The following is a 21,837-nucleotide window of genomic DNA, read 5'->3' as shown; positions in this document are numbered from 1 at the left end:
GCGCCGCGCGCGCCGGGTTCGACCGTGGCCCCGGCGACGGTCGCGGTCGAGGCGCCGCCGCCCCCCCCTGCCGGACGGGAGGCGCGGTGCCCGCTGGCACCGCGCCTCCCGTCCGTCTCGGGGTCTGATTGAGACCTGCTGGCCGTTCGGCCTGGTCTCGCCCGGCTGGTGGCGGGGCCCGGTCCGCTCATCTGGACCTGCTGGCCGTTCGGCCTGGTCTCGCCAGGCTGGTGGCGGGGCCCGGTCTGCTTCAGACCTGCTGGCCGTTGAGCATGATCTCGCCGTCCGGCCAGTCCTCCAGCTGCCCCTCGACCGGCAGGACCATCCACCCGCCCTGCTCGGTCTCGGTGACGCCGACCCCGTCGGCCGTGAAGGCCGAGAACGTGCCGACCGCGCCCTCGAGCTCGTGCCAGCCGCAGCGTGCGTAGAAGGGGACGCGGTCCTCGCCGGTGCCGAGCAGCCCGTACGGCACGCGGAGTCCTTCGAGGACGGCCTTGGTCCGCACGAGCAGCTCGCGGCCGACGCCCGTGCCCTGCAGCGACGGTGACACAGCCACGAGGCCGGTGTCGCCGACCAGGACGTCCTCGCCGCCGACCGTGACGAACATGCGGCGGATCCCGAGGTGGGCGAGGACGACGCCGTCGGCACCCCAGCCGATCACCCGTCGTTCGGGCTGCATGCCGGCGTAGTCGCGGCCGCCCACGTACCAGTGCGACCAGTCCGGGAACGCCTGCCCCAGCATCGCCGCGATCGCCTCGTGGTCGGGGAGCGTCAACGCGCTCTCCTCGACCACCTCCCACCGGATGTCTTCGCTCACGCACCCATCCTGCCGGGTGCGCCTGGCCGCGCTGCGAGCCTCGGTCATGCGGACAGATCCGCGGTCACCGGACCACGAAGTCGTCCGGTGAGCCGAGTCTCGCGCCAGCCAGCGCCAGCCGGGCTCAGCCGCGTCCGGGCGCGGTCACCTCGATGCGGTTCGCCCACGGGTCCTCGAACGCCACCGTCCGACCGTCGTCGGCGGTCTGCACCCCGGTGTCGTGCATCCGGGACACGAGCGCGCCGAGGTCCTCCGCGCCGGGCACCTCGATCCGGACCAGCCCGAGCCCGAGCGCCTGCTGCCGACGCCCGGCTCCGCGGGAGTTCCACGTGTTCATCGCCATGTGGTGGTGGTAGCCGCCCGCGCTGACGAACAGCGCCTGGTCGCCCATCGCCGCCGTGGTCGCGAAGCCGAGCCGGTCGACGTAGAACGCCTTCGCGGTGGCGACGTCGCCGACGGACAGGTGCACGTGGCCGACCCGGCCCGGGCGCGAGGGCGCCAGCGACAGGGCGTCCTGCGTCAGGTGTTCCTGCACGAAGGCGTTCGGGTCGACGTAGATGGTCGCCATGTCGACCATGCCGTGCGTCCACGACCACTCGGTGCGGTCGCGGTCCCAGTACAGCTCGACGCCGTTGCCCTCGGGGTCGGTGAAGTAGAACGCGTTGCTGACGAGGTGGTCGGCGCTGCCCGTGAAGGTCCGCGGGTACTTGGTCGCGACCGAGTACAGCGCCGCCGCGAGGTCGGCCTGCGAGTCGAACAGGATCGCGGTGTGGAAGAGCCCGGCCTCGTGCGGAGCCGCGTGCCGCATCGCCGGAGCGTGCTCGAGCACCACGATCGGCGTCGTGCCACGACCGAGCACCGCGATCCCGCCGGCCTCCGTCAGGACGGTGAGCCCGACACCGTCGCGGTAGTACGCCTCCATCGTGTCGAGGTCGGCGACCCGGAGGGTGACGGCACCCATCCCGGTGTCCGCGGCGAGGAGGTCCTGCGTCTGCATGACCTCAGTGTGCGCCCATTTGGTTGACGCGTCAACTAAATGGCGCTCGGGGCTACTTCGCGCTGAACCCGCCGTCGGTCTTCAGCAGCTGGCCGTTCACCCACCCGCCGTCGGGGCCGAGCAGGAACCCGACGAGCGCAGCCGTGTCGGTCGGCATCGACGGCCGTCCGAGCGGGGTCTGGGCAACCGCGGCGTCGCGGATCTCGTCGGTCATCCACCCGGTGTCGTTCGGCCCCGGGTTCACTAGGTTCGCGCTCACCCGCACGTCACCGAGCTCGATCGCGGCGCCGACGACGAGGCGGTCGAGCGCGCCCTTGCTCGTGCCGTAGGGCAGGTTGAAGCCGACGTGGTCGCTCGTCAGCGCGACGACCCGACGCCGGTCCTCCGGGGCGGGCGCACCCTCGCGGAGTCGTCGCGCGTACGCCTGCACGATCAGGAACGGCGCCCGCACGTTCACCGCCATGTGCCGGTCGAACGACTCGACCGTCGTGGTCGCGAAGTCGGAGTCGACGGACTCGCAGTGCGACATCACCACCGCGGTCACGGGTGCGCCCGCCTCCGCCTCGGCACGGTCCACGAGCGCGGCCGCCTGCTCCGGGTCGGCCAGGTCGACCGGGAGGCGCGTGACCCGTGCCCCCGCACGCTCGGCCTCGGCGACGACCGCGTCCACCCCGTCGGGGTCGGCCGCACCGTGCGCGCGCGCGTCGTAGGGGCCCCACCACGACAGGGCCAGGTCCCAACCGTCGGTCGCGAGCCGCGACGCGATCGCGGCACCGATGCCGGCGCGCCGACCGACGCCGGTCACCAGGGCGAGTGGTCTGCTGGTGAGCGGTCCGTGGGTCATGGGTGGTGCCTCCCGTCCGTGCGACGCGACCGTGCGCCGACCCGCCCAGGATGGCATCGCACCCGGAGTCCTGTCGGCGGCACGCGCCGCAGCGGGGCCAGGATGGGGGGATGCCTCGCTCCCGCTCGCATGCCCGGCCCCGTGACCGGCGCGCCCGACCCGACCTGTCGACGTTCCCGGTCGAGCGCCTGCGCGACCGGATGTCGTCGTACATCTACGGCAACATCACCGTCCTCGCCGTCGCGATCGCGGTCGGGCCGGAGCAGATCGAGCACGGGTCCGCCGTGCTCACCGTGCTGGCGACCGCCGTGCTGACGTACCTGGCGCACGTGCTGTCCCACCTCGTGGCCCACACGATCGGCGACACCGGCGACGACGAGGAGCACCGCGAGACCATCGGGGCGATCCTCCGGGACGCCAACCCGATCGCGACCTCCGGGCTGATCCCCGCCGTGCTCTACGCGCTCGCGTGGATCGACTGGTTACCGGCGCAGTGGGCGCAGACGGCGGCGATCGTCATCCTCGTCGTCCGCATCGGCATGGTCGGTGTGTTCCTGCAGCGGTTCAGCGGGCGACGCCCGTCGTTCCTCGGGCTCTGGGGTGGCATCGTGCTCGCCGCCGTCGCGTTCGCGATCGGTCTGGTGAAGGTGGTGTTGACGCATTGAGCGGGGCCGCACGGACCGAGCGGCCGGAGCGCTCCGGGTGGCGGTTCCTCCGCGACCTGGCGATCATCGTCGTGCTGGCGTTGCTCGCGTCCTTCCTGGTGAAGGCGTACCTGGTCCGGGCGTTCTCGATCCCCTCCGGGTCCATGGAGCGCACCCTGCTCGTCGGCGACCACGTCCTGGTGAACGAGCTCGTGCCCGCGGCCGTCCCGCTCCGACGCGGCGACGTCGTCGTGTTCCGTGACCCGGGCGGGTGGCTCACCGCGGACCAGGGCGACGACCTCATCAAGCGGGTGATCGGCCTGCCGGGCGACACCGTGTCGTGCTGCGACGCCGAGGGGCGGTTGTCGGTGAACGGGCACGCGGTCGACGAGCCCTACGTGGTGCGTCCGGCGGACGTCGACCGGGTCGCCGCCGAGGACTTCTCCGTGCGGGTGCCCGCCGGTCGGATCTGGGTGATGGGCGACAACCGGTACGACTCGGCCGACTCGCGGGTGCACGGCACGGTGCCGGAGTCCGACGTCGTCGGTCGGGCGTTCGTGGTCACGTGGCCGGTTGCCCGGTGGGGCGTGCTCGGGCGGTACGGCGACGAGTGGGACGCGGTGCCCGAGCCGCGCTGATCGGGTCCGGCCGGTCCGGGCTCGCGCTGGTGGTCGGCGCCCAGTACGTGGGGGCCGGCGCTCGGTAGGTGGTGGCCGGCGCCTGGTGGGCGGAGGCCGGTACGGGGCGATCGGCGTCCGGTACGTGGTGGCCAGCGCCCGGTACCGGGTGATCGGCGCTCGGCTGGCGGTGGCCGTTGACGGTGCCGGAGCGCGTCGTCGGTCGCCGGTCAGCAGCCGGTGGTCGACAGGGTGACCTCGGCGACGTCGTCGCTCGACACCGTGGTGCGGACCGGGCAGAGGTCGCCGGCCCGGACGGTGACATCGCCGAGCGGCACGCCCGCGAAGTCCGCGGTGCCGCCCGGGAAGACCCGCTGGTGCTCGGAGAGCTTGCCGGTCGCGGCGAAGACCTTGACCTCGTACGGGTGGTCCGCCGCGTTCGCCGACACCGTCACCGAGATCTGCCCCGTGGAGTCGTGCGCCCCGCAGCCGGCCAACGCGAACGCTGCGGCGGCACCGAGGGCGAGCAGGAGCGGGGCACGACGGATCACCGGTCCAGGGTACGCGCGCCGTCGGCCGCGCCCGTTCCGGGACCGCGGTGTGGGTTCCGCCGTGCCGGGTCCACCGTGCTGGGTCCGCCGTGCTGGGTCCACCGTGCCGGGTCCACCGTGCCGGGTCCACCACTCTGGGTCCCCCGTGCTGGGTCCACCGTTCTGGGGACGGGCGGAACCGTGCGCGACCGATACCGTTGACGGTATGCACCAGGGGACCTCACCAACCTCCACCGGATCATCGCCAGAGGCCGTCAGACGCGCAGCCCTCGTCGCCGCGCTCGACGTCGTCGACGGCGGACCCGAGGAGCGCTTCGAGCGCATCACCCGCATCGCGCGCGAGGCCTTCGGCGTCTCCGGCTCCTTCCTCAACCTGGCGGGGACGGACGTCCTGACCATCAAGTCGCAGCAGAGCGACGAGGTGTTCGGCCCGACGATCCCGCTGCAGGACACCTTCTGCGGCCGCACGATCGACCAGGCCGGCCCGGTCGTCGTGCCGGACGCCAGCGCCGACGAGCGCTTCGCCGACATGTCCATGGTCGTCGAGGACCCGAACGTGCGGTTCTACGCCGGGGTCCCGCTGCGTGTCGGCGACGACCACGTGAAGGTCGGCACGCTCTGCCTGGTCGACCCGCGGCCCCGGACGCTCGACCCCGACGACCTCGCACTGCTCGAGGAACTCGGCGTGTGGGCAGAGCGCGAGCTCGCCGCGGGGGCCGACGAGGACCGCCTGCGCGGCGTCCTGGCCGGCCTGCAGCCTGCTCCCGTGCAGGTTCCCGGCTACCGCATCGGCGGCATGTCCGTCCCGCACGGTGTCGTCTCCGGCGACCTGCACGAGTGGCACCTCGCCGACGACGCCCTGCACCTGACGGTCGCCGACGTGATGGGGAAGGGCATGTCCGCCGGACTGCTCGCGGCGACCATCCGCGGCGCTCTGCTCGCCCGCCCCGACGAGGCCCCCGAAGCCGTGGTCGCCGCGCTCGACGAGCAGGTCGCGCCGGACCTCGGTCGTGCCGAGTCCTTCTCGACGATGTTCCACGGTCGGCTGGACCCGGCGAGCGGGCGACTCGACTTCGTCGACGCGGGGCACGGGCTCGTGCTGCAGATGCGGCCGGACGGGGCCGAGCGGACGCTGCTGTCGAGCGACCTGCCGATCGGGCTGCACCCTGCCGGGTTCGAGCGGTCGTCGGGGTCACTCGTGCTCGGGCACGGAGACGTACTCGTGATCGTCAGCGACGGAGCGCTCGAGCTGTGGGACTCGACCCTGTCGTCGCTGTCACGGCTCGGGGCGCTCTGGCGCGAGGCGCCCGACATCGACGCCTTCCTCGCCCGCGTCCGCGCGCGGGCGCTCGAGCACGACCCGGGCGACGACCTGACGGTCGTCGTGCTCGCGCGCGACTGACCGGACGGGGTGCACGGACGCCTCCGTCCGCTGTGGGTGCCGTCGCACCCCGCTGCCGACCTCGCGCCCCGAGGTGACGGGGTGCGACGTCCGTGTCGGGGCGCGCAGGCGAGCGCCCGGGCTCCGGCGTCCGCGGGGCGCCGTCTGCGGACGGGTCGGCTGCGCCGCCGGTCAGGCGCCGAGTCGCTCGATGAGCTCGGCGTACCGTGCGGCGGTACGGTCGACGATCTCCGGCGGCAGCACCGGCGGCGTGCCCTGCCGATCCCAGTGCGCGGTGAGCCAGTCACGCACGATCTGCTTGTCGAACGAGTCGGTGCGGTTGCCGGACCGGGCGTCCCAGTAGCGGCTGGAGTCGCTCGTGAGGACCTCGTCCGCGATGCGGATCGTGCCGTCGGCGTCGCGGCCGAACTCGAACTTCGTGTCCGCGATCACCACGTCGTGCTCGAGGGCGATCGCGGCGGCCTCGGCGTAGACGCGGAGCGACAGGGCCCGGAGCGTCTCGGCGTCCTCGCGTCCGACGAGCTCGACGGTCTGCTCGAACGAGATGTTCTCGTCGTGCTCACCCTGCGGCGCCTTGTACGCCGGCGTGTAGATCGGTTCCGGCAGGCGGTCGCCCTCGGACAGCCCCGCGGGGAGCTGCACGCCGCAGACGCTGCTCGACTCGCGGTACTCGGCCCAGCCGCTGCCGACCAGGTACCCGCGGACGACGCACTCCACCGGGAACATGTCGAGCGGCAGCACGTGCATCGAGCGGGCGGCCACCGACTCGGGCACGGGGGTGCCGCCGGCGTCCGGTGCCACGAGGTGGTTCGGGACGTCGGCGATGCGGTCGAACCAGAAGCGGGACAGCCGGGTCAGCAGCTCGCCCTTGCCCGGGATCGGCGGCTCGAGCGCGAAGTCGTAGGCGCTGACCCGGTCGGATGCGACGAGCAGCAGCTCGGAGGCGCTCGCCACGTCGTCGGTGCCCTCGGGGACGTAGAGCTCGCGGACCTTGCCGGACGAGACGTGCCGCCAGCCGGGCAGCGCGGGCGCGGCGGTCACCGGGCGACCTTCGCGGCGATGTCGGTGCGGAACTGCGCGCCCTCGAGCGCGATGTCGCCGAGTCCGGTGTAGGCGCGCTCGCGTGCCTCGGTGAAGTCGGTGCCGGTCGCGACGACGCTCAGCACACGGCCGCCGGTGGCCACGAGGTCGCCGTCGAGGGCCGCGGTGGCCGCGTGCGCGACGGAGACGCCCGGGCGAGCGTTCGCGGCGTCGACGCCGGTGATGACGCGTCCGGTCTTCGGGTTCTCCGGGTAGCCCTCGCTCGCCAGGACGACGGTGACCGCGACGTCAGCGCTGAACTCCGGCTGCGGGGCGCTGCCGAGCTGCCCGGTCGCGGCCGCGGTCATCAGCGCGCTGAGGGGAGTGGTGAGACGGGGGAGGACCACCTGGGTCTCCGGGTCGCCGAAGCGCGCGTTGAACTCGATGACCCGCACGCCCTGCTCGGTCACGATGAGCCCGCAGTAGAGCAGGCCGACGAACGGCGTACCCTCGTGCTCGAGCCGGCGGACGGTGGGCAGCGCGACGAGCTCGGTGACCTCGGCGACGAAGGCCTGCTCCGACTCCCAGCGATCGGCGAGCCACGGCAGCGGCGAGTACGCGCCCATCCCGCCGGTGTTCGGGCCGACGTCGCCGTCGCCGAGACGCTTGTAGTCCTGCGCCGGGCTGAGCGGCCGGACGTCGTGTCCGTCGCTGAGGAAGAACAGCGAGACCTCTTCGCCGTCGAGGAACTCCTCGACCACGACGTGTCCGTGCTGCAGCCAGTAGGTGGCGTGGTCGATCGCGGCCTGCCGGTCCTCGGTCACCAGGACGCCCTTGCCCGCGGCGAGCCCGTCGGCCTTCACGACGTACGGGGCGCCGAGCTCGTCGATCGCGGCCACGGCCTCGTCCACGGTGCCGGCGTACACCGGACGCCCCGTCGGCACGCCGGCCTCGGACATGATGCGCTTCGCGAAGGCCTTCGAGCCCTCGAGCTGGGCCGCTGCCCGGCTCGGACCGAACACCGGGATGCCCCGGGTGCGCACGGGGTCGGCGACGCCGGCGATGAGCGGCGCCTCGGGCCCGACGACGACGAGCTCGACGCCGTTCTCGATCGCGTACTCGGCGACCAGGTCCCCGTTGGTCGGGTCGAGCGACACCGTCTCGACGTCGGCCGCGATGCCGGCGTTGCCCGGCGCGGCCGTGATGACGTGGCCGGCCCCTTCTGCGAGGAGGGCCGTGATGATCGCGTGCTCGCGGGCACCGGAACCGAGGACGAGGATTCGCACCCGATCACCCTACCGATCACGACACGCCGCCCGCGATGCGGCGGCTAGCCTGTGGACATGCCGCCGAAGAGGATCGAGGACGCCGACGGCCGAGCCGCGCTCGCCGCGGTGCAGGCGGGGTCGACGACCAGGACCGACGTCGCCACCGCCGTCCGGTGGACCCTGCAGCGCCTGGCGGACGACGTGCCGGGCAACAGCGTCGAGGTGCGGGTGCCTCCCTTCGCCGCGGTGCAGGCGGTGCCCGGACCGCGGCACACGCGGGGGACCCCACCGAACGTGGTGGAGACCGACGCGACGACGTGGCTCGCGCTGGCGACGGGGGAGCTGCGGTGGGACGACGCGGTTGCGCAGGCACGCGTCAGCGCCTCGGGCTCGCGAGCCGACCTGGCGGCCCTGCTGCCCGTGCGCACCGCGGCCTGAGGCCTGCGACGCGATCAGACGCGGACCGGCCGGTGCCGGCGGCTGACCGCGCTGGCGCGCTGGGCGCGCTGACCGCGCTGACCGCGCTGGCGCGCTGACCGGGCTGGCTCGCAGACTTAGGTAGGTCCTACCGATGTGCCGTGCGCAGACGCCCGCGTAACGTAGAAGCCGCCGGGATTCGGACCCGACCCGAACGGGTCCGAACCCGGCGACAGGGACAAAGGTACGCGACATACGGCATGCCCTGTCAACCGACTCGGCGAGTCGTGCTGCAAACCGCAACGATCGCGGTCCCATCAGGGACCTTTCGTGATCGAACGTCAGGTTCTCGGTGTGGAAGCGCTGGTCAGGACCGACATCGGCGCGCACCGAGCACTGCCGTCAGCGCGGCACCGAGCACCGCTGTGAGCGCGACACCGAGCACCGCCGTCAGCGAGCGCCGAGCATCTCGGACAACTCCGAGCGTGCGTGCACGTCCCACTTCGCGAAGATCCGCGACATGTGTGCGTCGATCGTCCGCACGCTCAGCCCGAGCATCTCGGCGATCCGCCGGTTGCTCAACCCCTGGGCCGCGAGCTCGGCCACCTCGTACTCGCGGTTCGTCAGCGGCGGACGGACCTGCCCGGCGGTCACGGCCATGCCGTGCGATGCCAGCACACCCTGAGCCGCGACGACGCGCGTGCGGTCTCCGGCACGGACGGCATCCGCGTACTCGACGATCGCGTGCGCCAGGGGGCCGTCGACCCGCACCGCCGCCTCGCGCATCCGAGCGAGGGACGCCGTGGTCTCCCGCCCGGTCACCATGTCGTTCGTGTAGTGGAGGGCCTGCGCGTACATGACGGCCACCCAAGCGCCGCTCGCCGTCGCCCGCTCGATGATCTCGTCCGCGTGCCGGACCCCGGCCGGGTTGCCGAGCACCATCTCCGCCCAGGCGGTCGACACCGCGACCTGCTCCCCGGTGATCCGCATCGCCCGGCCCGGCGTGGACCGCGCACGCTCGAGCGCCACGGCGGCCCGTTCGGCGTCGCCCGAGTACGCGTACGCCATCGCGAGCCGCGCCCACGGGTAGGCGGCGAACCCGCCGTGGTCGGCCACGTCGTACCGCTCGCACGCGGCGGAGAACGCTGCGACGGCGTCGTCCCACCGGCGCTGCCCGATGGCGTGGTTGCCCAGGCCGATGAGCTCGAGCGTGAAGTCGTACTTCAGGAACGGGCTGCCTCGACGGACCGGGATCTCGGTGACCAGGTCGGTCATGTCCCCGCGCCACACCTGCACCTGGTGCAGGACCGAGACGTTCTCGCCGACGGCCCACGGCGCGGCCTCGACGTGCTCGACGGCCGTGGCGATCGCGCGACGGGCGAAGGCTGCGGCCTCCTCGAGCCTGCCGGCGGTCGCGAGCGCCATCGTCACGCAGGGCGCGATGCAGAGGAGCGGCACCGGGACGGTGGGCTGCTGCAGGATCCGCGAGCGCTCGATCTCGACGCGGACCTCGTCGAACCGGCCACCCCAGCCCAGGTGCGCGATCCGGAGCAGGCGCAGGCGCTCGGCGGTCTCCGCACCCACCAGGGGCATCGCGTCCTCGGTGAGCGCGACCGCTGCGTCAACGTCGTCGTCGTGGAACTGCCGGATGTTCGCCAGGGTCTCGCAGGCCTCGACCACCACGGCCTCGGTGACCTCGGCGGCGCGGGTGCGCGCGGTGTGCCAGGCGGCCTCGGCGTCGGCACGGCCGGCCTCGCGCCCGGTGCTGTAGGAGTGTGCGATCGAGCGGAGGCAGTACGCCGTCACCCGCTCGGTCGCGGTCAGTGCGGTCCGGAGCGCGGCGGACGCCAACGCGATCCCGCTCTCGTGCTCCTGCAGCCGGACGGCGACCTCGGTGGCATCGAGGAGCTGGGCGACCGGGGGCAGCACGCCGCACTCGAGCGACCAGAGCGCGGCTCGGAGCCGTGCCGCGGGCGGGGCGTTCTCGGGCCGGGCGGCACGGAAGGCGTTCGCCCGAGCGAACAGGGTCGTCCGCCGCGCGACCGGGACGAGCCCGCGGACGACCTCGCCCACGAGCGGGTGCGACGGGCGGACGACGGCCGTGCCGTCCTCCGCGGAGTCGATCGCGACCAGGCCGAGCGCCACGACCCGGTCGACGTCGCCGCCGGACACCATGCCGAGCAGACGCGTGAGGGGGATCGGGTCGGCGAGCGCGACGATGTCGACGACGTCGCGCAGGTCCTCCGGCAGCGAGCCGAGCTCGGTGCGGTACATGTCCGCCAGGCTGTTCGACGCCGTGATCCGCCCGCGCCAGTACCAGCCGGACGCGGTCTGCTCGAGCGCCCCCGACGTCAGCGCGGCGCGGACCACCTCGCGCAGGTAGAGCGGGTTGCCGGCCGTCGCCCGGTGCACCCGCTCGGTGGACGCGGTCTCGAGCTGCGCGCCGAGTGCCTGGGCGACGACCTCGCCGGTCTCGTGGACGTCGAGCGGCGCCAGGTCGATCCGCTCCAGCAGGTCGTCCTGCCACAGCGCGCGGAGCGGGTCGGACAGTGCCGTGAAGTCGCGGCAGGTCAGGACGAGCCGGGCGCCCTGGTCGCGCACGAGCCAGGCGACGTACCGCGCGGAGATGGCGTCGAGGTGGTCGGCGTCGTCGACGCGCAGCACGACGTCACGGTCCGCCAGGTCGTCGGCCTCACGCAGGCGCTGCGCGGCCGAGGCGTCGTCCACCAGGTCCGCGAGGGCAGCCGGGAGCTCGCCGAAACGGTCCGCAACGGCGCCGAAGGGCATCGACCGGCCCGCGGCGACCGCGGTGATCGGCACGACGACGGTGCGACCGGTCGCGTCCCGCCGGGCCACGCGGTCCGTCACTCGGGCAGCCGTCGAGGTCTTGCCGAGACCGGGGGCGCCGACGATGGCGACGCTCCAGTGGTGCTCGGCGACGACGGAGACCGCGCGGTCCTCCTCGCGACGCTGCACGATCGGCCACGGCACGCGCCCCGGCGTGCGGGGTCGACGACGGCCACGGATGGACTGCTCCTGCACCCCGACACCTCCCGCTCGTGGTCGTCTGCCTGCTCCCCGGGCCGACGGATCCCGTTCCCGGGCCTGGACATCGTCCTCGACCGGTCGCTGGGCACCCGACGCACTGCGCTCTGCGGATACCGACCGGTGGTGACATCTTGCCCCGGGACGTGTGTCGAGCAACAGGCCGGAGCACGTCCCACAGTGGGGGACAATGGAGGGGTGAGCGACACCGATCGACCCGACGACCGCCCGGCTGCGCCCGCGCCGTCGGCAGCGACACCGGCCCCGAGCGCCGTCAGCTCGTCGGACGAGGTCACCATCCGACGCGCGCCGAAGTTCGGCGTGTTCATCGTCGGTGGTGCGGTGCTCGGGTTCCTCGCGACGCTCGTCGTCGTGACGCTCACGATGGACATCGACCGGGGCGACGAGCAGGACGCCAGCTTCGGAACGCTGGTCGGCTACTTCTCGCTCTGGGGCGTCACCCTCGGTGCGCTCGTCGGCGCGATCGCCGCCGTCGTGCTCGACCGGGTCCTCGCCCGGCGCGCCGCCCGCCTGACGGCGGAGCGCGTCGAGGTCGAGCCGGCGGAGGAGACCGTCGACGGCGAGGTCGAGGACCACGCGCCCGACGCGACGCCGCGTCCGGACGGCGACCAGCGGCAGTAGCCGCTCCACGGGACGGACGGGAGGCCCGGTACCAGCTGGTACCGGGCCTCCCGTCCGTTGCAGGGTCGCGTCGTGACGCGACTCAGCTGAGCTGGTTCGCCTCCACCCACGACAGGTACTCCGGGCTGACCGTGCCGGTCACGTACTCGCCCGTGAAGCAGCTCATCTCGAGGTCGGTGACGTCCGACCCCTCGATGATCGCGTCGCGCATGTCGCCGATCTCCTGGTAGATGAGGTGGTCGCTGCCGAGCACGCGATTGATCTCCGGGATCTTCCGGTCGTGCGCGATGAGCTCTGCGCGGGTCGGCATGTTGATGCCGTACACGTGCGGGTACCGCACCGGGGGAGCGGCGCTCGTGAAGGTGACCTCGTTCGCGCCGGCCGCCCTGGCCATCTCGACGATCTCGCGGCTCGTGGTGCCGCGGACGATCGAGTCGTCGACGATCAGGATGTTCTTGCCCTTGAACTCCGACGACATCGCGTTGAGCTTCTGGCGCACCGAGCGCTTGCGCTCCGCCTGCCCCGGCATGATGAACGTCCGGCCGACGTAGCGGTTCTTGTAGAAGCCCTCGCGGTACTCGATGCCGAGCTTCTGTGCGACCTGCATCGCCGCCGGACGCGACGAGTCCGGGATCGGCATGACGACGTCGATGTCACCGGTCGGCGCGTACCGCTCGATGGTGTCGGCCAGGCGGTTGCCGAGCCGGAGCCGGGCGTCGTACACCGAAATGCCGTTCATCACCGAGTCGGGACGGGCGAGGTAGACGTACTCGAACGAGCACGGCACCAGGCGCGGGTCCTTCGCGCACTGCCGGGCGTGCATCTGGCCGTTCATCTCGATGAAGACGGCCTCGCCCGGGGCGATGTCGCGGACGATCTCGTAGCCGCCGGACTCGAGCACGAGCGACTCGCTCGCGACGACCCACTCGGGCTGCCCGGCCTCGTCGAACTTGTGGCCGAGGATGAGGGGACGGATGCCGTACGGGTCGCGGAACGCCAGCAGGCCGTGGCCCGCGATGGTCGCGATCGTGGCGTAGGAGCCCTCGACGCGCTCGTGCACGCGCTCGACGGCGTCGAAGACCTGGCCGGGGTCGAGCTCGCTGCCGCGCACCTGGCCCTGGAGCTCGTGCGCCAGCACGTTCACCAGGAGCTCGGTGTCGCTCGTGGTGTTCAGGTGCCGTCGGTCGATGTCGAACAGCTCGCGAGTGAGCTCCCGCGTGTTCGTGAGGTTGCCGTTGTGCACCAGGACGATGCCGTACGGGGCGTTCACGTAGAAGGGCTGGGCCTCTTCCTCGTTGCTCGCGACGCCCTTCGTGGCGTAGCGCACGTGGCCGAGGCCCATCGTGCCGAGCAGGGACCGCATGTCACGGGTGCGGAAGGCCTCCCGGACGTGGCCACGCGTCTTGTGCATGTGGTGGACGCGACCTTCGACCGTGGCGATGCCCGTCGAGTCCTGGCCCCGGTGCTGCAGGAGCAGCAGGGCGTCGTAGATGGATTGGTTGACGGGCCCCTGCGCAACGAGGCCGACGATGCCGCACATTCGCGGAGTGCTCCAGACCGTAGGATCGGGTGGTACCGAACAAGTCTGCCATGCTCCGCGGAGGACCACGCATGCCGAACCCGTACGCTGCCGCCGGCGTCGACACCGCCGCCGGTGACCTGGCCGTCGAGCTCATGAAGTCCGCCGTCTCGGCGACGCACAACGCCTCCGTGCTCGGGGGTGTCGGCGGGTTCGCGGGGCTGTACGACGTCTCGTTCCTGCGCTCCTACGAGCGTCCGCTGCTCGCGACCTCGACCGACGGCGTCGGCACGAAGGTCGCGATCGCGCAGGCGATCGACAAGCACGACACCATCGGCCAGGACCTCGTCGGCATGGTCGTCGACGACATCGTCGTGGTCGGCGCGAAGCCGCTCTTCATGACGGACTACATCGCGTGCGGCCGGGTCGTGCCCGAGCGCATCGCCGACATCGTCGCCGGGATCGCGCGCGGCTGCTCGGCCACCGGTACGGCTCTGGTCGGCGGTGAGACCGCGGAGCACCCGGGGCTGCTCGGACCGGACGACTACGACGTGGCGGGTGCCGCGACCGGCGTGGTCGAGGCCGACCGGCAGCTCGGCGCGCACCTGGTCGAGGACGGGGACGTGGTCGTGGCGATCGAGTCGTCGGGCCTGCACTCGAACGGCTACTCGCTCGTGCGGCACATCCTGTCCGGCAAGGGCGTCGGCTACACCGACCAGCTGCCGGAGTTCGGCGCGGGCGTCTCCGTCGGCGAGGCCCTGCTCGAGCCGACCCGCCTGTACACCTCGCCGCTGCTGTCGCTGCTCGAGGCCCGGCCCGGCGCGGTCCACTCGCTCTCGCACGTCACCGGTGGGGGCATCGCCGCGAACCTGGCGCGCGTGCTGCCCGTCGGCACCTGGGTCGAGGTCGACCGCTCGACGTGGACGCCCCCGACGGTGTTCCGGGTGCTCGCCTCGATGGCGGGGACGCCGGTCGAGGAGACCGAGGGCACGTGGAACCTCGGCATCGGCATGTTCGCCGTGGTCGGCGCTTCCTCGGCGTCGTCGGTGCTCGAGGACCTGCGTGCCGCGGGGCTGCCGGCGTGGACGGTCGGCACGGTGTCGACCGCGGCGCGGGACCTGGCCGGGTTCGAGCAGGGCGCCAAGGGCGTCGACGGCGGCGCGGTGCGGCTCGTCGGTTCCTACGCAGGCTGAGGCGCGAGGCGGCGCAACGCGGCATCCGAGGCTGCGTCCCCTCGAGGCTGCGTCCCCCTCCGAGGTTTCGAAATTGCGGCATCTCGCGCGCGCTCGCGGGCGTTCGTGGGACTTCGGCGCCGGACGCGCGGCGAGTCGTGAGACCTCGGTGGCTGCGACCGGGCGGGCCATGCGGCTGAAGCGGCTCGGCGGCGCACCGGCTGCTCGGCGTGGAGCGCTCGGGCATCGCCGCCGGAGCACGCCGCCGGCGGGGAAGGTGCGCGACCTGCCGCTCGGGTTCGCCGAGCGGGCGAGACGTGCCGCTCATGTCTGCCGTGCGTGCACGATCGGTCGCCGGGGGCCGCCGGCCGTGACGGCAACGGCCCGCTCGCTCCTGAGCGGGTCCGCGCTGTGGGGGTCCGGCTGCGACTGTGGGGTCCGGCTGCGGCGGCCCACTCCATCGCCGAGCGGGCGAGACGTGCCGCTCAAGTCTGCCGTGCGTGCACGATCGGTCGCCGAAGGCCGCCGGCCGTGACGGAGATGGCCCGCTCGCTGTCGGGCGGGTGGCGGGGCTGCCGATCGTGACGGGAACGGCCCGCTCGCTGCCGCACGGGTGGCGGGGCCGCCGACCGTGACGAGGCCGCAGACAGCCCGCTCGGCGAGCTCAGGGTCACCGGCGCACACGAAGACGCCGCGCCACCCCGGAGGGTGCGCGGCGTCGACGGTTCGGGTCAGGCGGACTTGTTCTGGTCCTGCTGGGTCTCGAAGTCGTCCTCGTCGTCGCCGGGTTCTTCACCGTACTGGTCAGCCCAGCGGTCGACGTAGGAGTTCTCGTCCGAGTGTTGCCCGGCGGAGAGCTCTCGCTCGAGCGCACCGTAGTTCGTCTCCGGACTGAAGTACTTCAGCTCCCGGGCGACCTTGGTGTGCTTTGCCTTCTGACGGCCGCGCCCCATGCGTGACCCCCTCGTGATCGGCTCTGGTCCGGTCCTGGCGGGTGCATGGTTGCCACCCGGGGAACCGAACGGTTCGTGGTTTGAAATCTGCCGATCACTCTACCATGTACCCCGTTCCGCACCTGGCCACCGGCGTCCCCCGGCGAGCGACGGCTGATCGTCCGAAGACCTGATCACGCCTCAGGCCGGCAGGGGCTCCGGCACGCCCCGCTTGCGACGCGAGGAGCGCAGCACGAGCGCGTCGACGGAGAAGCGGCCGGGACCGGTCAGGGCGACGGCGAGCGAGGCGACGGCCAGCACGAGCACGTACTCGAACCCGCCGTCCTGGGCGAAGAACCCGGCGGTCGTGTGAGCGAGGAGGCCGGCGACGACCATGTCGACCGCGAGCAGCACGCCGACGACCCGCGTGGCGACGCCGAGCACGAGCAGGACGCCGCCCACGAGCTCGAGACCGGCGACGACGGGCGCCGCGACTTCGGCGAGCGGGACGCCCATGCCGGCGAAGCCCCGCGCGACGGCGGGGATGCCCTGCGCGAACTTCTGGGCGCCGTGGGCGATGAACACCACGCCGAGGACGATGCGGAGCGCGGTCAGGCCGATGGAGGTCGATGTCGTTCGCATGGCGCCGACGGTATCCGGTGACGCGTCACCGACCTCTGGCGTGCGGGGGACTGCCCGGACTTCACCAGGCTTCCCCCAGACGCCGGTCCGCCGAACAGCGGACCGGCGTTCAGGAACGGCGGATCAGGAGTCCGCGCCGCGACCGGTCTGCTGCTGCAGGCGGTCGATGTGCTCCGACGCCTCGGCCTTGGTCAGGTCGGCGGGGAGTTCCTCGCCGGCCTCACGGGCCAGGGTGTCGAGGTAGCTGCGCTGCGGGCCGGTCATCGGCTCGTCGCCGGTGACCCACTGCTCCGGGTCCTTGCTGGCGGTCGTCGAGGGGTCGGGCCGCTCGCCGCCGAGGGTCTCGCCCTGGTGCGACGCGTCCGGGGTCTGCTGCTGCTCTGCATCACTCATGGCGCTGAACCTACGCGCGGGGTCGCGCCGGACACGCAGCGTGCACGTCCCCCGGACGTCCGCCGCAGCGCCGCCCCCGCTGCCCGTGGTCAGGCGGGCGTCGCCGTGTACCGCACCAGGTCCGGGCCGACGGCGCTCGTCGCGATCGGCACCTCGGTGTCGCCCTGCCGCAGCCAGATCGTCGCGGCGCGCTCGTCGATCCGCACGACCTCGTGGAGCGATCCGTCGAGCAGCACGGACGCCCGGACCTCGACGTCCCCCGTCGTCGGGCGCGGCGGCAGGCCGACCACGTCGGCGTCGTGGGCGGCGTACCGCCCGGGGGAGAGGAAGGGCGACACCGGGGCGGTCAGGACCTCGAGCCCCTCGTCCACCGTGCGGACGACCACCAGCCGGACCGCCTGGTCGGTGGGCAGCGGGACGTCGACCACCGGGGCGTCGGCTGGGCCGGCCAGTGCGCGGAACGCGGGACGACCGTCGGGGGCGAGCCGCGCCTCCAGACCGTCGATGCGGACGCGACCGCGTCCCCGCGAGTCGGCGTAGGTGCCGGGCTCGAGTCCGGAGCGACGTGCCTCGAGTCGGGAGACGACGACGCGGTCGGGTCGGTACCAGTCCCGGAGCGTGGCCGGGTCGACCCAGCCGATGCTCGGCACCCCGCGAGCCAGGTCGGCCGCGTCGTCGGCGGGCCGTTCGTCGAGCGCGCCGAGCGGGTGCTCGCCGCGGACCGCGACCAGACCGGCGTAGGGACCGGCAGCGGGTGGCTCGTGGTCGAGCACCTCGACACGCTTCGACACCTTGCCGCCGTGGCCGTCGAACGTCGCGAAGGTGCGCAGGTCAGAGATCGTCATGTCGCCGACGATGCTACGACCGGCGGCCGTCGCGGTTCGGAGGCGCGGGGACGAGGACGCGCATCTCGCCGGTGCACTGGCTCTGGTCGACCCCCTCGGCGGGCCCGGCCGGCCGCGTCGCCCGCCGCGGCTGCGGGTCGGCGCGACGCGACGGCTGCAGGCTGTTGCGCTGGGCCGACCGGAGCAGCCGGTCCTCCTGCGCCTCGTGGTGGAACACGCCCTGCGGCGAGCGGCGCAGCGCCGGGCGGATCGGCTCGCCACGGCGCTCCTGGCCGGGCAGCGGGCGGGAGCGGCGGCCGTACAGCAGCTCCGACGAGTCGAGCAGCCACGGCACCAGGGCGACCGTCACGCCGTGCACGAGCAGCAACTTCTTGCGGATCCGACGGCCGCGGTGGTTGTGGAGCAGGCCCTCCCACCAGTGCCCGACGACGAAGACCGGTGTGTAGACCGTGACGACCTCGGAGCCGTGCTCGGCCCGGTGCGCCTTGATGTACGCGATGAGCGGCATCGAGATGTCGCGGTACGGGCTCGGCACGATGGTGAGCGGGACCTCGATGCCGTGCTCGGCCCACTGCTCCCGCAGCCGTGCGGCCTCGGCGTCGTCGATCGCGACGTGCACGGCCTCGAGTCCGGCGTGCTCCGCAGCGATGGCGTAGTCGATCGCCTTGAGCACGGGCTTCTGCAGCTTGTTCACGAGGACGATGGCGTGGTCGCCGGTGGCGCCGAACTGCGTGTCGACGTCGGCCTCGATCTCGTGCGAGACGTCGCGGTAGTAGCGGTTCACGCCGAGCATCAGGACGAAGAGCACGGGCATGATCACGAAGACGAGCCAGGCGCCGTGGGTGAACTTCGTGATGGTGACGATGACGAGCACCACGAAGGTGGAGGTCGCGCCGATCGCGTTGATCGTCAGCGACCGCCACACCTGCCCGCGGTCGAGCGGTGCGCCGCCCGCCCCCGGCTCGCCGGAGCCGCCTGCTCCCGACTCGTGGGCGCCGCCCGCCCCGGACCCGCGGGAGCGGTCCGAACGGAGCAGCCGCAGCCAGTGCCGCACCATGCCCGTCTGCCCGAGCGTGAACGACACGAACACGCCGATGATGTACAGCTGGATGAGGCTCGTGACGTTCGCCCGGTACACCACCAGCAGCGCGACCGCGACGAGCGCGAGCACGATGACACCGTTCGAGTAGATGAGCCGGTCGCCGCGGGTCGACAGGGCCTTCGGCGCGTACGAGTCGCGCGCCAGGATCGACCCGAGCAGCGGGAAGCCGTTGAACGCCGTGTTCGCGGCGAGGAGCAGGACCGCCGCGGTGGTCGCCTGCACGACGAAGAACAGGACGCTGCCGTCGCCGAACGTCGCCGCCGCGATCTGCGCGATGAGGGAGCGCTGCGGCGTGGTCGCACAGGCCGTGAAGCCCTGCAGGTCGCAGGCGCGCTCGGCGTAGTGCACGCGGGCGATGAGCGCGAGCGAGATCAACCCGACGAAGAGCACGATCGCGATCGACCCCATCAGCACGAGGGTCGTCTGCGCGTTGCGGATCTTCGGACGGCGGAAGGCCTGCACGCCGTTCGCGATCGCCTCGACACCGGTCAGGGCCGAGCAGCCGGACGCGAACGCGCGGAGGAGCAGCAGCACGAACGCCGCCTGGGTGGTGTGCTCGACGTTCCGCACCGTGTACGCGGCGGACTCGGCGACCGGGGCGTCGCCGATCGCCGCACGCACCAGGCCGGTCACGACCATGACGAACACCGACCCGACGAACAGGTAGGTCGGCACCGCGAAGGCCTTGCTCGACTCGCGCACCCCGCGCAGGTTGACCGCCGCGAGCAGGACGACGAACGCCACCGCGAGCTCGATGCGGAACGGGTCGAGCCCCGGCAGCGCGGAGATGATGTTGTCCACGCCCGAGGCCACCGACACCGCGACGGTCATGACGTAGTCGACGAGCAGGGCGCTCGCGACCACGAGGCCCGCCTTCTCGCCGAGGTTCCGGTGCGCGACCTCGTAGTCGCCGCCGCCGGACGGGTACGCCTTGACGAGCTGTCGGTAGGACGCGACCACCACGACGAGCAGCAACACGACGAGCGCGGCGACCCACGGGGCGAAGGTCAGGAACGCCATGCCACCCAGGAGCAGGATCATCAGGAGCTCCTGCGGCGCGTACGCCACGCTCGACAGCGGGTCGCTCGCGAAGATCGGCAGCGCCAGGTGCTTCGGCAGGAGCTGTCCCTCGAGCTTCTCCGAGGGCAGGGGATCACCGATCAGTCGCGCCTTGAGCGACCGGATCTCGTTCGTCACGAGCGGCAAACCTACTCAGTTGCGCGCGCGAGTCAACACTGTGCGGACGGACAGGCAGCGGGCGGAGTCCGGGGGCGTCCACCGGACGAGCGCCGACGGGCAGCGGACGGGAGGCGCGGATCGCCACCACCCGTCCGCCGCGGCCCGTCAGACGGACCGGCGCAGTGCCTCCAGGCCGTCCCGCAGGCGCGTCACCGTGTCCTCGGTGAGCGTGCCGCGCGTCGCGCGGCGACGCAGGTCCGCCCGGACCTGCTGGCGGAACGACGCGATGACCATCTCGACCTCGCGCAGGGCACCCGCGCCCGCGGTCGGGACGTCGACCGGCTCGTCCGCCGTCTGCCCGCGGGGTGCCTGCGCGCTCGCGGCGAGGTCGGCGCGGAGGGAGCGCATGGCCTCGCCGACCGAGGCGCGGACCCCGTCGGCCAGGGACTTCACCGAGTCGGCGACGCCGGTCTGGATCGCCGCGAGCTCCTCGGCGCGGGCGTCGAGCTCGGCCCGCCCGGCGTCGGTGATCGCGTAGACCGTCTTGCGGCCGTCGACGGTCTTCGTGACGAGTCCCTCGGCCTCGAGCTTCGCCAGACGCGGGTAGACCGTGCCGGCGCTCGGCACGTAGGCGCCGCCGAAGCGCTCGCCGAGGGCCTGGATGAGTTCGTAGCCGTGCATCGGGCGGTCGGCGAGCATGGACAGCAGGGACAGGCGCAGGGCACCGTGCGCGAAGACGGGGCTCATTCGACGACCTCCGAGTCCGCCGCGGTGTCCGTGGTGGTGGTCGTGGGCGCCGGCGGTGCGTGCAGGACCGCGATGTCGCCGGAGACCGAGTTCACCTTGAGGTCGAGCCACTGCCCCGACAGGTCACCGCCCTGCTTGACGTACGAGCCCCGGACGCCACGGATCTCGGAGTCGTCGAACTGGAGCTTGCCGGACGCGGTGCTGACCGTGCAGCGGTAGGGGACGCCGTCCTCGAGCCGGACGCTGACCGAGCCGGACACGGTGTTCACCCGCGCGGAGTCGGGCGTGCCCTGCAGGTCGAGCACGACGTCGGCGTTCACCCCGTCGGCCGAGAAGCGCGGGATCGCGCCGGTCGCGACGACGTCACCGGAGACCGTGCGGACGGTCAGCTCGCCGTCGAGGTCGCGGACCGTCGTCGACCCGGAGACGGCGTGCACGGCGAGGTCGCCCGAGAGGCCGTCGACGACCACGTCGCCCGACACGGTGTTCACCGCGGCACCGCGGTTCGTCCCCGAGAGCAGCGCACCGGCGGACACGACGCCGACGGTCACGCGGGCGTCGCGCGGCACGAGGACGCTGACGTCGGCGGTCTCGCGCCCGCGGAACGACCGCAGGAAGCCGACCGGGTCGTCCCATCGGATCTGGGGGTGGTCGATCGTCAGCGTGTCGCCGTCGAGCTCGATCTTCAGGGCCTTGCCGGACACGCTGTGCACCTCCACCCGGGCGGTCGGTTCGTCGTGCGCGACGACGTCCACCTGTCCGCCGGCGAGCCCGACGCGCAGGGCGCGGACGATGCCGGTGTCGATCACCTTGGGCTCCTCGACGAGCCACTTCTCCTGGGCCATGTTGCCTCCTCGAACTCGCGATGTATCGCGTTGTGGGAATCACGATACATCGCGAGTCCGCACATGTCACGGGTGCGGCGGCGGGTGCTGGGCCCTCGGTGGAGCAGGAACTGTCGGGTGCGCTGCCGTACTCGACGGTTCCTGCTCCACCGACGCCGGTCGCGGCCACGTCTGCCGAGCGGGGCGGTGTGGCGGGG

21 protein-coding genes are annotated in these 21,837 nt (G+C 72.8%); 6 read left to right on the top strand and 15 right to left on the bottom strand.

The annotated features are described in order from the left end of the window. Positions 1-250: 250 nt before the first annotated feature. The 3 genes from QUG93_RS06735 to QUG93_RS06725 all read right to left on the bottom strand — a co-directional run bounded on the left by QUG93_RS06735 (position 251) and on the right by QUG93_RS06725 (position 2,658). Positions 251-817, bottom strand: a complete 567-nt coding sequence (locus tag QUG93_RS06735) for a GNAT family N-acetyltransferase (RefSeq protein ID WP_289473144.1) — start codon at positions 815-817, stop codon at positions 251-253. Positions 818-941: 124 nt separating this feature from the next. Beyond that, positions 942-1,814 (bottom strand): VOC family protein, encoded by an 873-nt coding sequence (locus tag QUG93_RS06730; protein WP_289473143.1) that lies wholly within the window; start codon positions 1,812-1,814, stop codon positions 942-944. A gap of 52 nt (positions 1,815-1,866) precedes the next feature. Continuing rightward, complete coding sequence (locus QUG93_RS06725; protein ID WP_289473142.1) at positions 1,867-2,658, bottom strand: SDR family oxidoreductase; 792 nt, start codon at positions 2,656-2,658, stop codon at positions 1,867-1,869. Positions 2,659-2,768: 110 nt separating this feature from the next. Between QUG93_RS06725 and QUG93_RS06720 the strand changes: the two genes are divergently transcribed. Together QUG93_RS06720 and lepB are read left to right on the top strand one after the other, a co-directional pair. After that, complete coding sequence (locus tag QUG93_RS06720; protein WP_289473141.1) at positions 2,769-3,323, top strand: hypothetical protein; 555 nt, start codon at positions 2,769-2,771, stop codon at positions 3,321-3,323. Further along, the gene (gene lepB / locus QUG93_RS06715; RefSeq protein WP_289473140.1) at positions 3,320-3,940 is read left to right on the top strand and encodes a signal peptidase I; all 621 of its coding nucleotides are present in this window, start codon (positions 3,320-3,322) and stop codon (positions 3,938-3,940) included. The genes QUG93_RS06720 and lepB overlap by 4 nt, the downstream gene beginning before the upstream one ends. Before the next feature lie 209 nt (positions 3,941-4,149). Here lepB and QUG93_RS06710 read toward each other — a convergent pair whose 3' ends face one another. After that, positions 4,150-4,470: a hypothetical protein gene (locus QUG93_RS06710; RefSeq protein ID WP_289473139.1), complete on the bottom strand. Its 321-nt coding sequence runs from the start codon at positions 4,468-4,470 to the stop codon at positions 4,150-4,152. 205 nt (positions 4,471-4,675) lie between these two features. Here QUG93_RS06710 and QUG93_RS06705 point away from each other — a divergent pair, with 205 nt between their 5' ends. Then, entirely contained in the window at positions 4,676-5,872 is a 1,197-nt protein-coding gene (locus tag QUG93_RS06705; RefSeq protein ID WP_289473138.1) for a SpoIIE family protein phosphatase, read from the top strand. Between the two features lie 171 nt (positions 5,873-6,043). Here QUG93_RS06705 and QUG93_RS06700 read toward each other — a convergent pair whose 3' ends face one another. Both QUG93_RS06700 and purD read right to left on the bottom strand, forming a co-directional pair. Next, on the bottom strand, positions 6,044-6,913 hold the full coding sequence (locus QUG93_RS06700; protein ID WP_289473137.1) for a phosphoribosylaminoimidazolesuccinocarboxamide synthase: 870 nt from the start codon (positions 6,911-6,913) through the stop codon (positions 6,044-6,046). Continuing rightward, on the bottom strand, positions 6,910-8,178 hold the full coding sequence (gene purD, locus QUG93_RS06695; RefSeq protein WP_289473136.1) for a phosphoribosylamine--glycine ligase: 1,269 nt from the start codon (positions 8,176-8,178) through the stop codon (positions 6,910-6,912). Before purD ends, QUG93_RS06700 begins: the two co-directional genes overlap by 4 nt. A gap of 57 nt (positions 8,179-8,235) precedes the next feature. Here purD and QUG93_RS06690 point away from each other — a divergent pair, with 57 nt between their 5' ends. Then, positions 8,236-8,598 carry a sterol carrier family protein gene (locus QUG93_RS06690; protein ID WP_289473135.1) on the top strand — a complete coding sequence of 121 codons (363 nt, stop codon included), beginning with the start codon at positions 8,236-8,238 and terminating at the stop codon, positions 8,596-8,598. Between the two features lie 429 nt (positions 8,599-9,027). Here QUG93_RS06690 and QUG93_RS06685 read toward each other — a convergent pair whose 3' ends face one another. Beyond that, positions 9,028-11,619, bottom strand: a complete 2,592-nt coding sequence (locus tag QUG93_RS06685) for a helix-turn-helix transcriptional regulator (protein WP_289473134.1) — start codon at positions 11,617-11,619, stop codon at positions 9,028-9,030. 201 nt (positions 11,620-11,820) lie between these two features. On the opposite strand from QUG93_RS06685, the gene QUG93_RS06680 reads away from it, so the two are divergent. Further along, a complete protein-coding gene (locus QUG93_RS06680; RefSeq protein ID WP_289473133.1) occupies positions 11,821-12,264 on the top strand; it encodes a hypothetical protein in 444 nt (147 codons plus the stop codon). Positions 12,265-12,346: 82 nt separating this feature from the next. On the opposite strand, the gene purF is transcribed toward QUG93_RS06680, so the two are convergent. Then, complete coding sequence (purF, locus tag QUG93_RS06675) at positions 12,347-13,804, bottom strand: amidophosphoribosyltransferase (RefSeq protein ID WP_289473132.1); 1,458 nt, start codon at positions 13,802-13,804, stop codon at positions 12,347-12,349. A 71-nt stretch (positions 13,805-13,875) separates the two neighbouring features. Between purF and purM the strand changes: the two genes are divergently transcribed. Further along, positions 13,876-14,976, top strand: coding sequence for a phosphoribosylformylglycinamidine cyclo-ligase (purM, locus tag QUG93_RS06670; RefSeq protein WP_289473131.1), 1,101 nt, complete (start codon positions 13,876-13,878; stop codon positions 14,974-14,976). Between the two features lie 710 nt (positions 14,977-15,686). On the opposite strand, the gene QUG93_RS06665 is transcribed toward purM, so the two are convergent. From QUG93_RS06665 to QUG93_RS06635, 7 genes are all read right to left on the bottom strand, one after another. Beyond that, entirely contained in the window at positions 15,687-15,908 is a 222-nt protein-coding gene (locus QUG93_RS06665) for a DUF3073 domain-containing protein (protein ID WP_069712443.1), read from the bottom strand. Between the two features lie 180 nt (positions 15,909-16,088). Next, positions 16,089-16,529 carry a DoxX family protein gene (locus tag QUG93_RS06660; protein WP_289473130.1) on the bottom strand — a complete coding sequence of 147 codons (441 nt, stop codon included), beginning with the start codon at positions 16,527-16,529 and terminating at the stop codon, positions 16,089-16,091. A 123-nt stretch (positions 16,530-16,652) separates the two neighbouring features. Further along, positions 16,653-16,922: a DUF3072 domain-containing protein gene (locus QUG93_RS06655; RefSeq protein WP_289473129.1), complete on the bottom strand. Its 270-nt coding sequence runs from the start codon at positions 16,920-16,922 to the stop codon at positions 16,653-16,655. 89 nt (positions 16,923-17,011) lie between these two features. After that, entirely contained in the window at positions 17,012-17,767 is a 756-nt protein-coding gene (locus QUG93_RS06650) for a hypothetical protein (RefSeq protein WP_289473128.1), read from the bottom strand. Between the two features lie 13 nt (positions 17,768-17,780). Further along, positions 17,781-20,075: an APC family permease gene (locus QUG93_RS06645; protein ID WP_289473127.1), complete on the bottom strand. Its 2,295-nt coding sequence runs from the start codon at positions 20,073-20,075 to the stop codon at positions 17,781-17,783. Positions 20,076-20,213: 138 nt separating this feature from the next. Beyond that, positions 20,214-20,795, bottom strand: a complete 582-nt coding sequence (locus QUG93_RS06640) for a PadR family transcriptional regulator (protein ID WP_289473126.1) — start codon at positions 20,793-20,795, stop codon at positions 20,214-20,216. Next, positions 20,792-21,640 carry a DUF4097 family beta strand repeat-containing protein gene (locus QUG93_RS06635; protein ID WP_289473125.1) on the bottom strand — a complete coding sequence of 283 codons (849 nt, stop codon included), beginning with the start codon at positions 21,638-21,640 and terminating at the stop codon, positions 20,792-20,794. The genes QUG93_RS06640 and QUG93_RS06635 overlap by 4 nt, the downstream gene beginning before the upstream one ends. Between the last annotated feature and the right edge of the window lie 197 nt (positions 21,641-21,837).

Origin of the sequence: Curtobacterium caseinilyticum, from assembly GCF_030363035.1 — a bacterium.
Taxonomy (GTDB): Bacteria; Actinomycetota; Actinomycetes; order Actinomycetales; family Microbacteriaceae; genus Curtobacterium; species Curtobacterium caseinilyticum.
This window is presented reverse-complemented; position numbering and strand designations above follow the sequence as displayed.

What these genes read in the sequence shown, in the direction of transcription:
- QUG93_RS06665 (WP_069712443.1), bottom strand. Translation starts at nt 15,908, where the DNA reads ATGGGGCGCGGCCGTCAGAAGGCAAAGCACACCAAGGTCGCCCGGGAG.
- QUG93_RS06640 (WP_289473126.1), bottom strand. Translation starts at nt 20,795, where the DNA reads ATGAGCCCCGTCTTCGCGCACGGTGCCCTGCGCCTGTCCCTGCTGTCC.
- QUG93_RS06705 (WP_289473138.1), top strand. Translation starts at nt 4,676, where the DNA reads ATGCACCAGGGGACCTCACCAACCTCCACCGGATCATCGCCAGAGGCC.
- QUG93_RS06690 (WP_289473135.1), top strand. Translation starts at nt 8,236, where the DNA reads ATGCCGCCGAAGAGGATCGAGGACGCCGACGGCCGAGCCGCGCTCGCC.
- QUG93_RS06720 (WP_289473141.1), top strand. Translation starts at nt 2,769, where the DNA reads ATGCCTCGCTCCCGCTCGCATGCCCGGCCCCGTGACCGGCGCGCCCGA.
- QUG93_RS06725 (WP_289473142.1), bottom strand. Translation starts at nt 2,658, where the DNA reads ATGACCCACGGACCGCTCACCAGCAGACCACTCGCCCTGGTGACCGGC.
- QUG93_RS06650 (WP_289473128.1), bottom strand. Translation starts at nt 17,767, where the DNA reads ATGACGATCTCTGACCTGCGCACCTTCGCGACGTTCGACGGCCACGGC.
- QUG93_RS06635 (WP_289473125.1), bottom strand. Translation starts at nt 21,640, where the DNA reads ATGGCCCAGGAGAAGTGGCTCGTCGAGGAGCCCAAGGTGATCGACACC.
- purF (WP_289473132.1), bottom strand. Translation starts at nt 13,804, where the DNA reads ATGTGCGGCATCGTCGGCCTCGTTGCGCAGGGGCCCGTCAACCAATCC.
- QUG93_RS06730 (WP_289473143.1), bottom strand. Translation starts at nt 1,814, where the DNA reads ATGCAGACGCAGGACCTCCTCGCCGCGGACACCGGGATGGGTGCCGTC.
- purM (WP_289473131.1), top strand. Translation starts at nt 13,876, where the DNA reads ATGCCGAACCCGTACGCTGCCGCCGGCGTCGACACCGCCGCCGGTGAC.
- QUG93_RS06660 (WP_289473130.1), bottom strand. Translation starts at nt 16,529, where the DNA reads ATGCGAACGACATCGACCTCCATCGGCCTGACCGCGCTCCGCATCGTC.
- QUG93_RS06655 (WP_289473129.1), bottom strand. Translation starts at nt 16,922, where the DNA reads ATGAGTGATGCAGAGCAGCAGCAGACCCCGGACGCGTCGCACCAGGGC.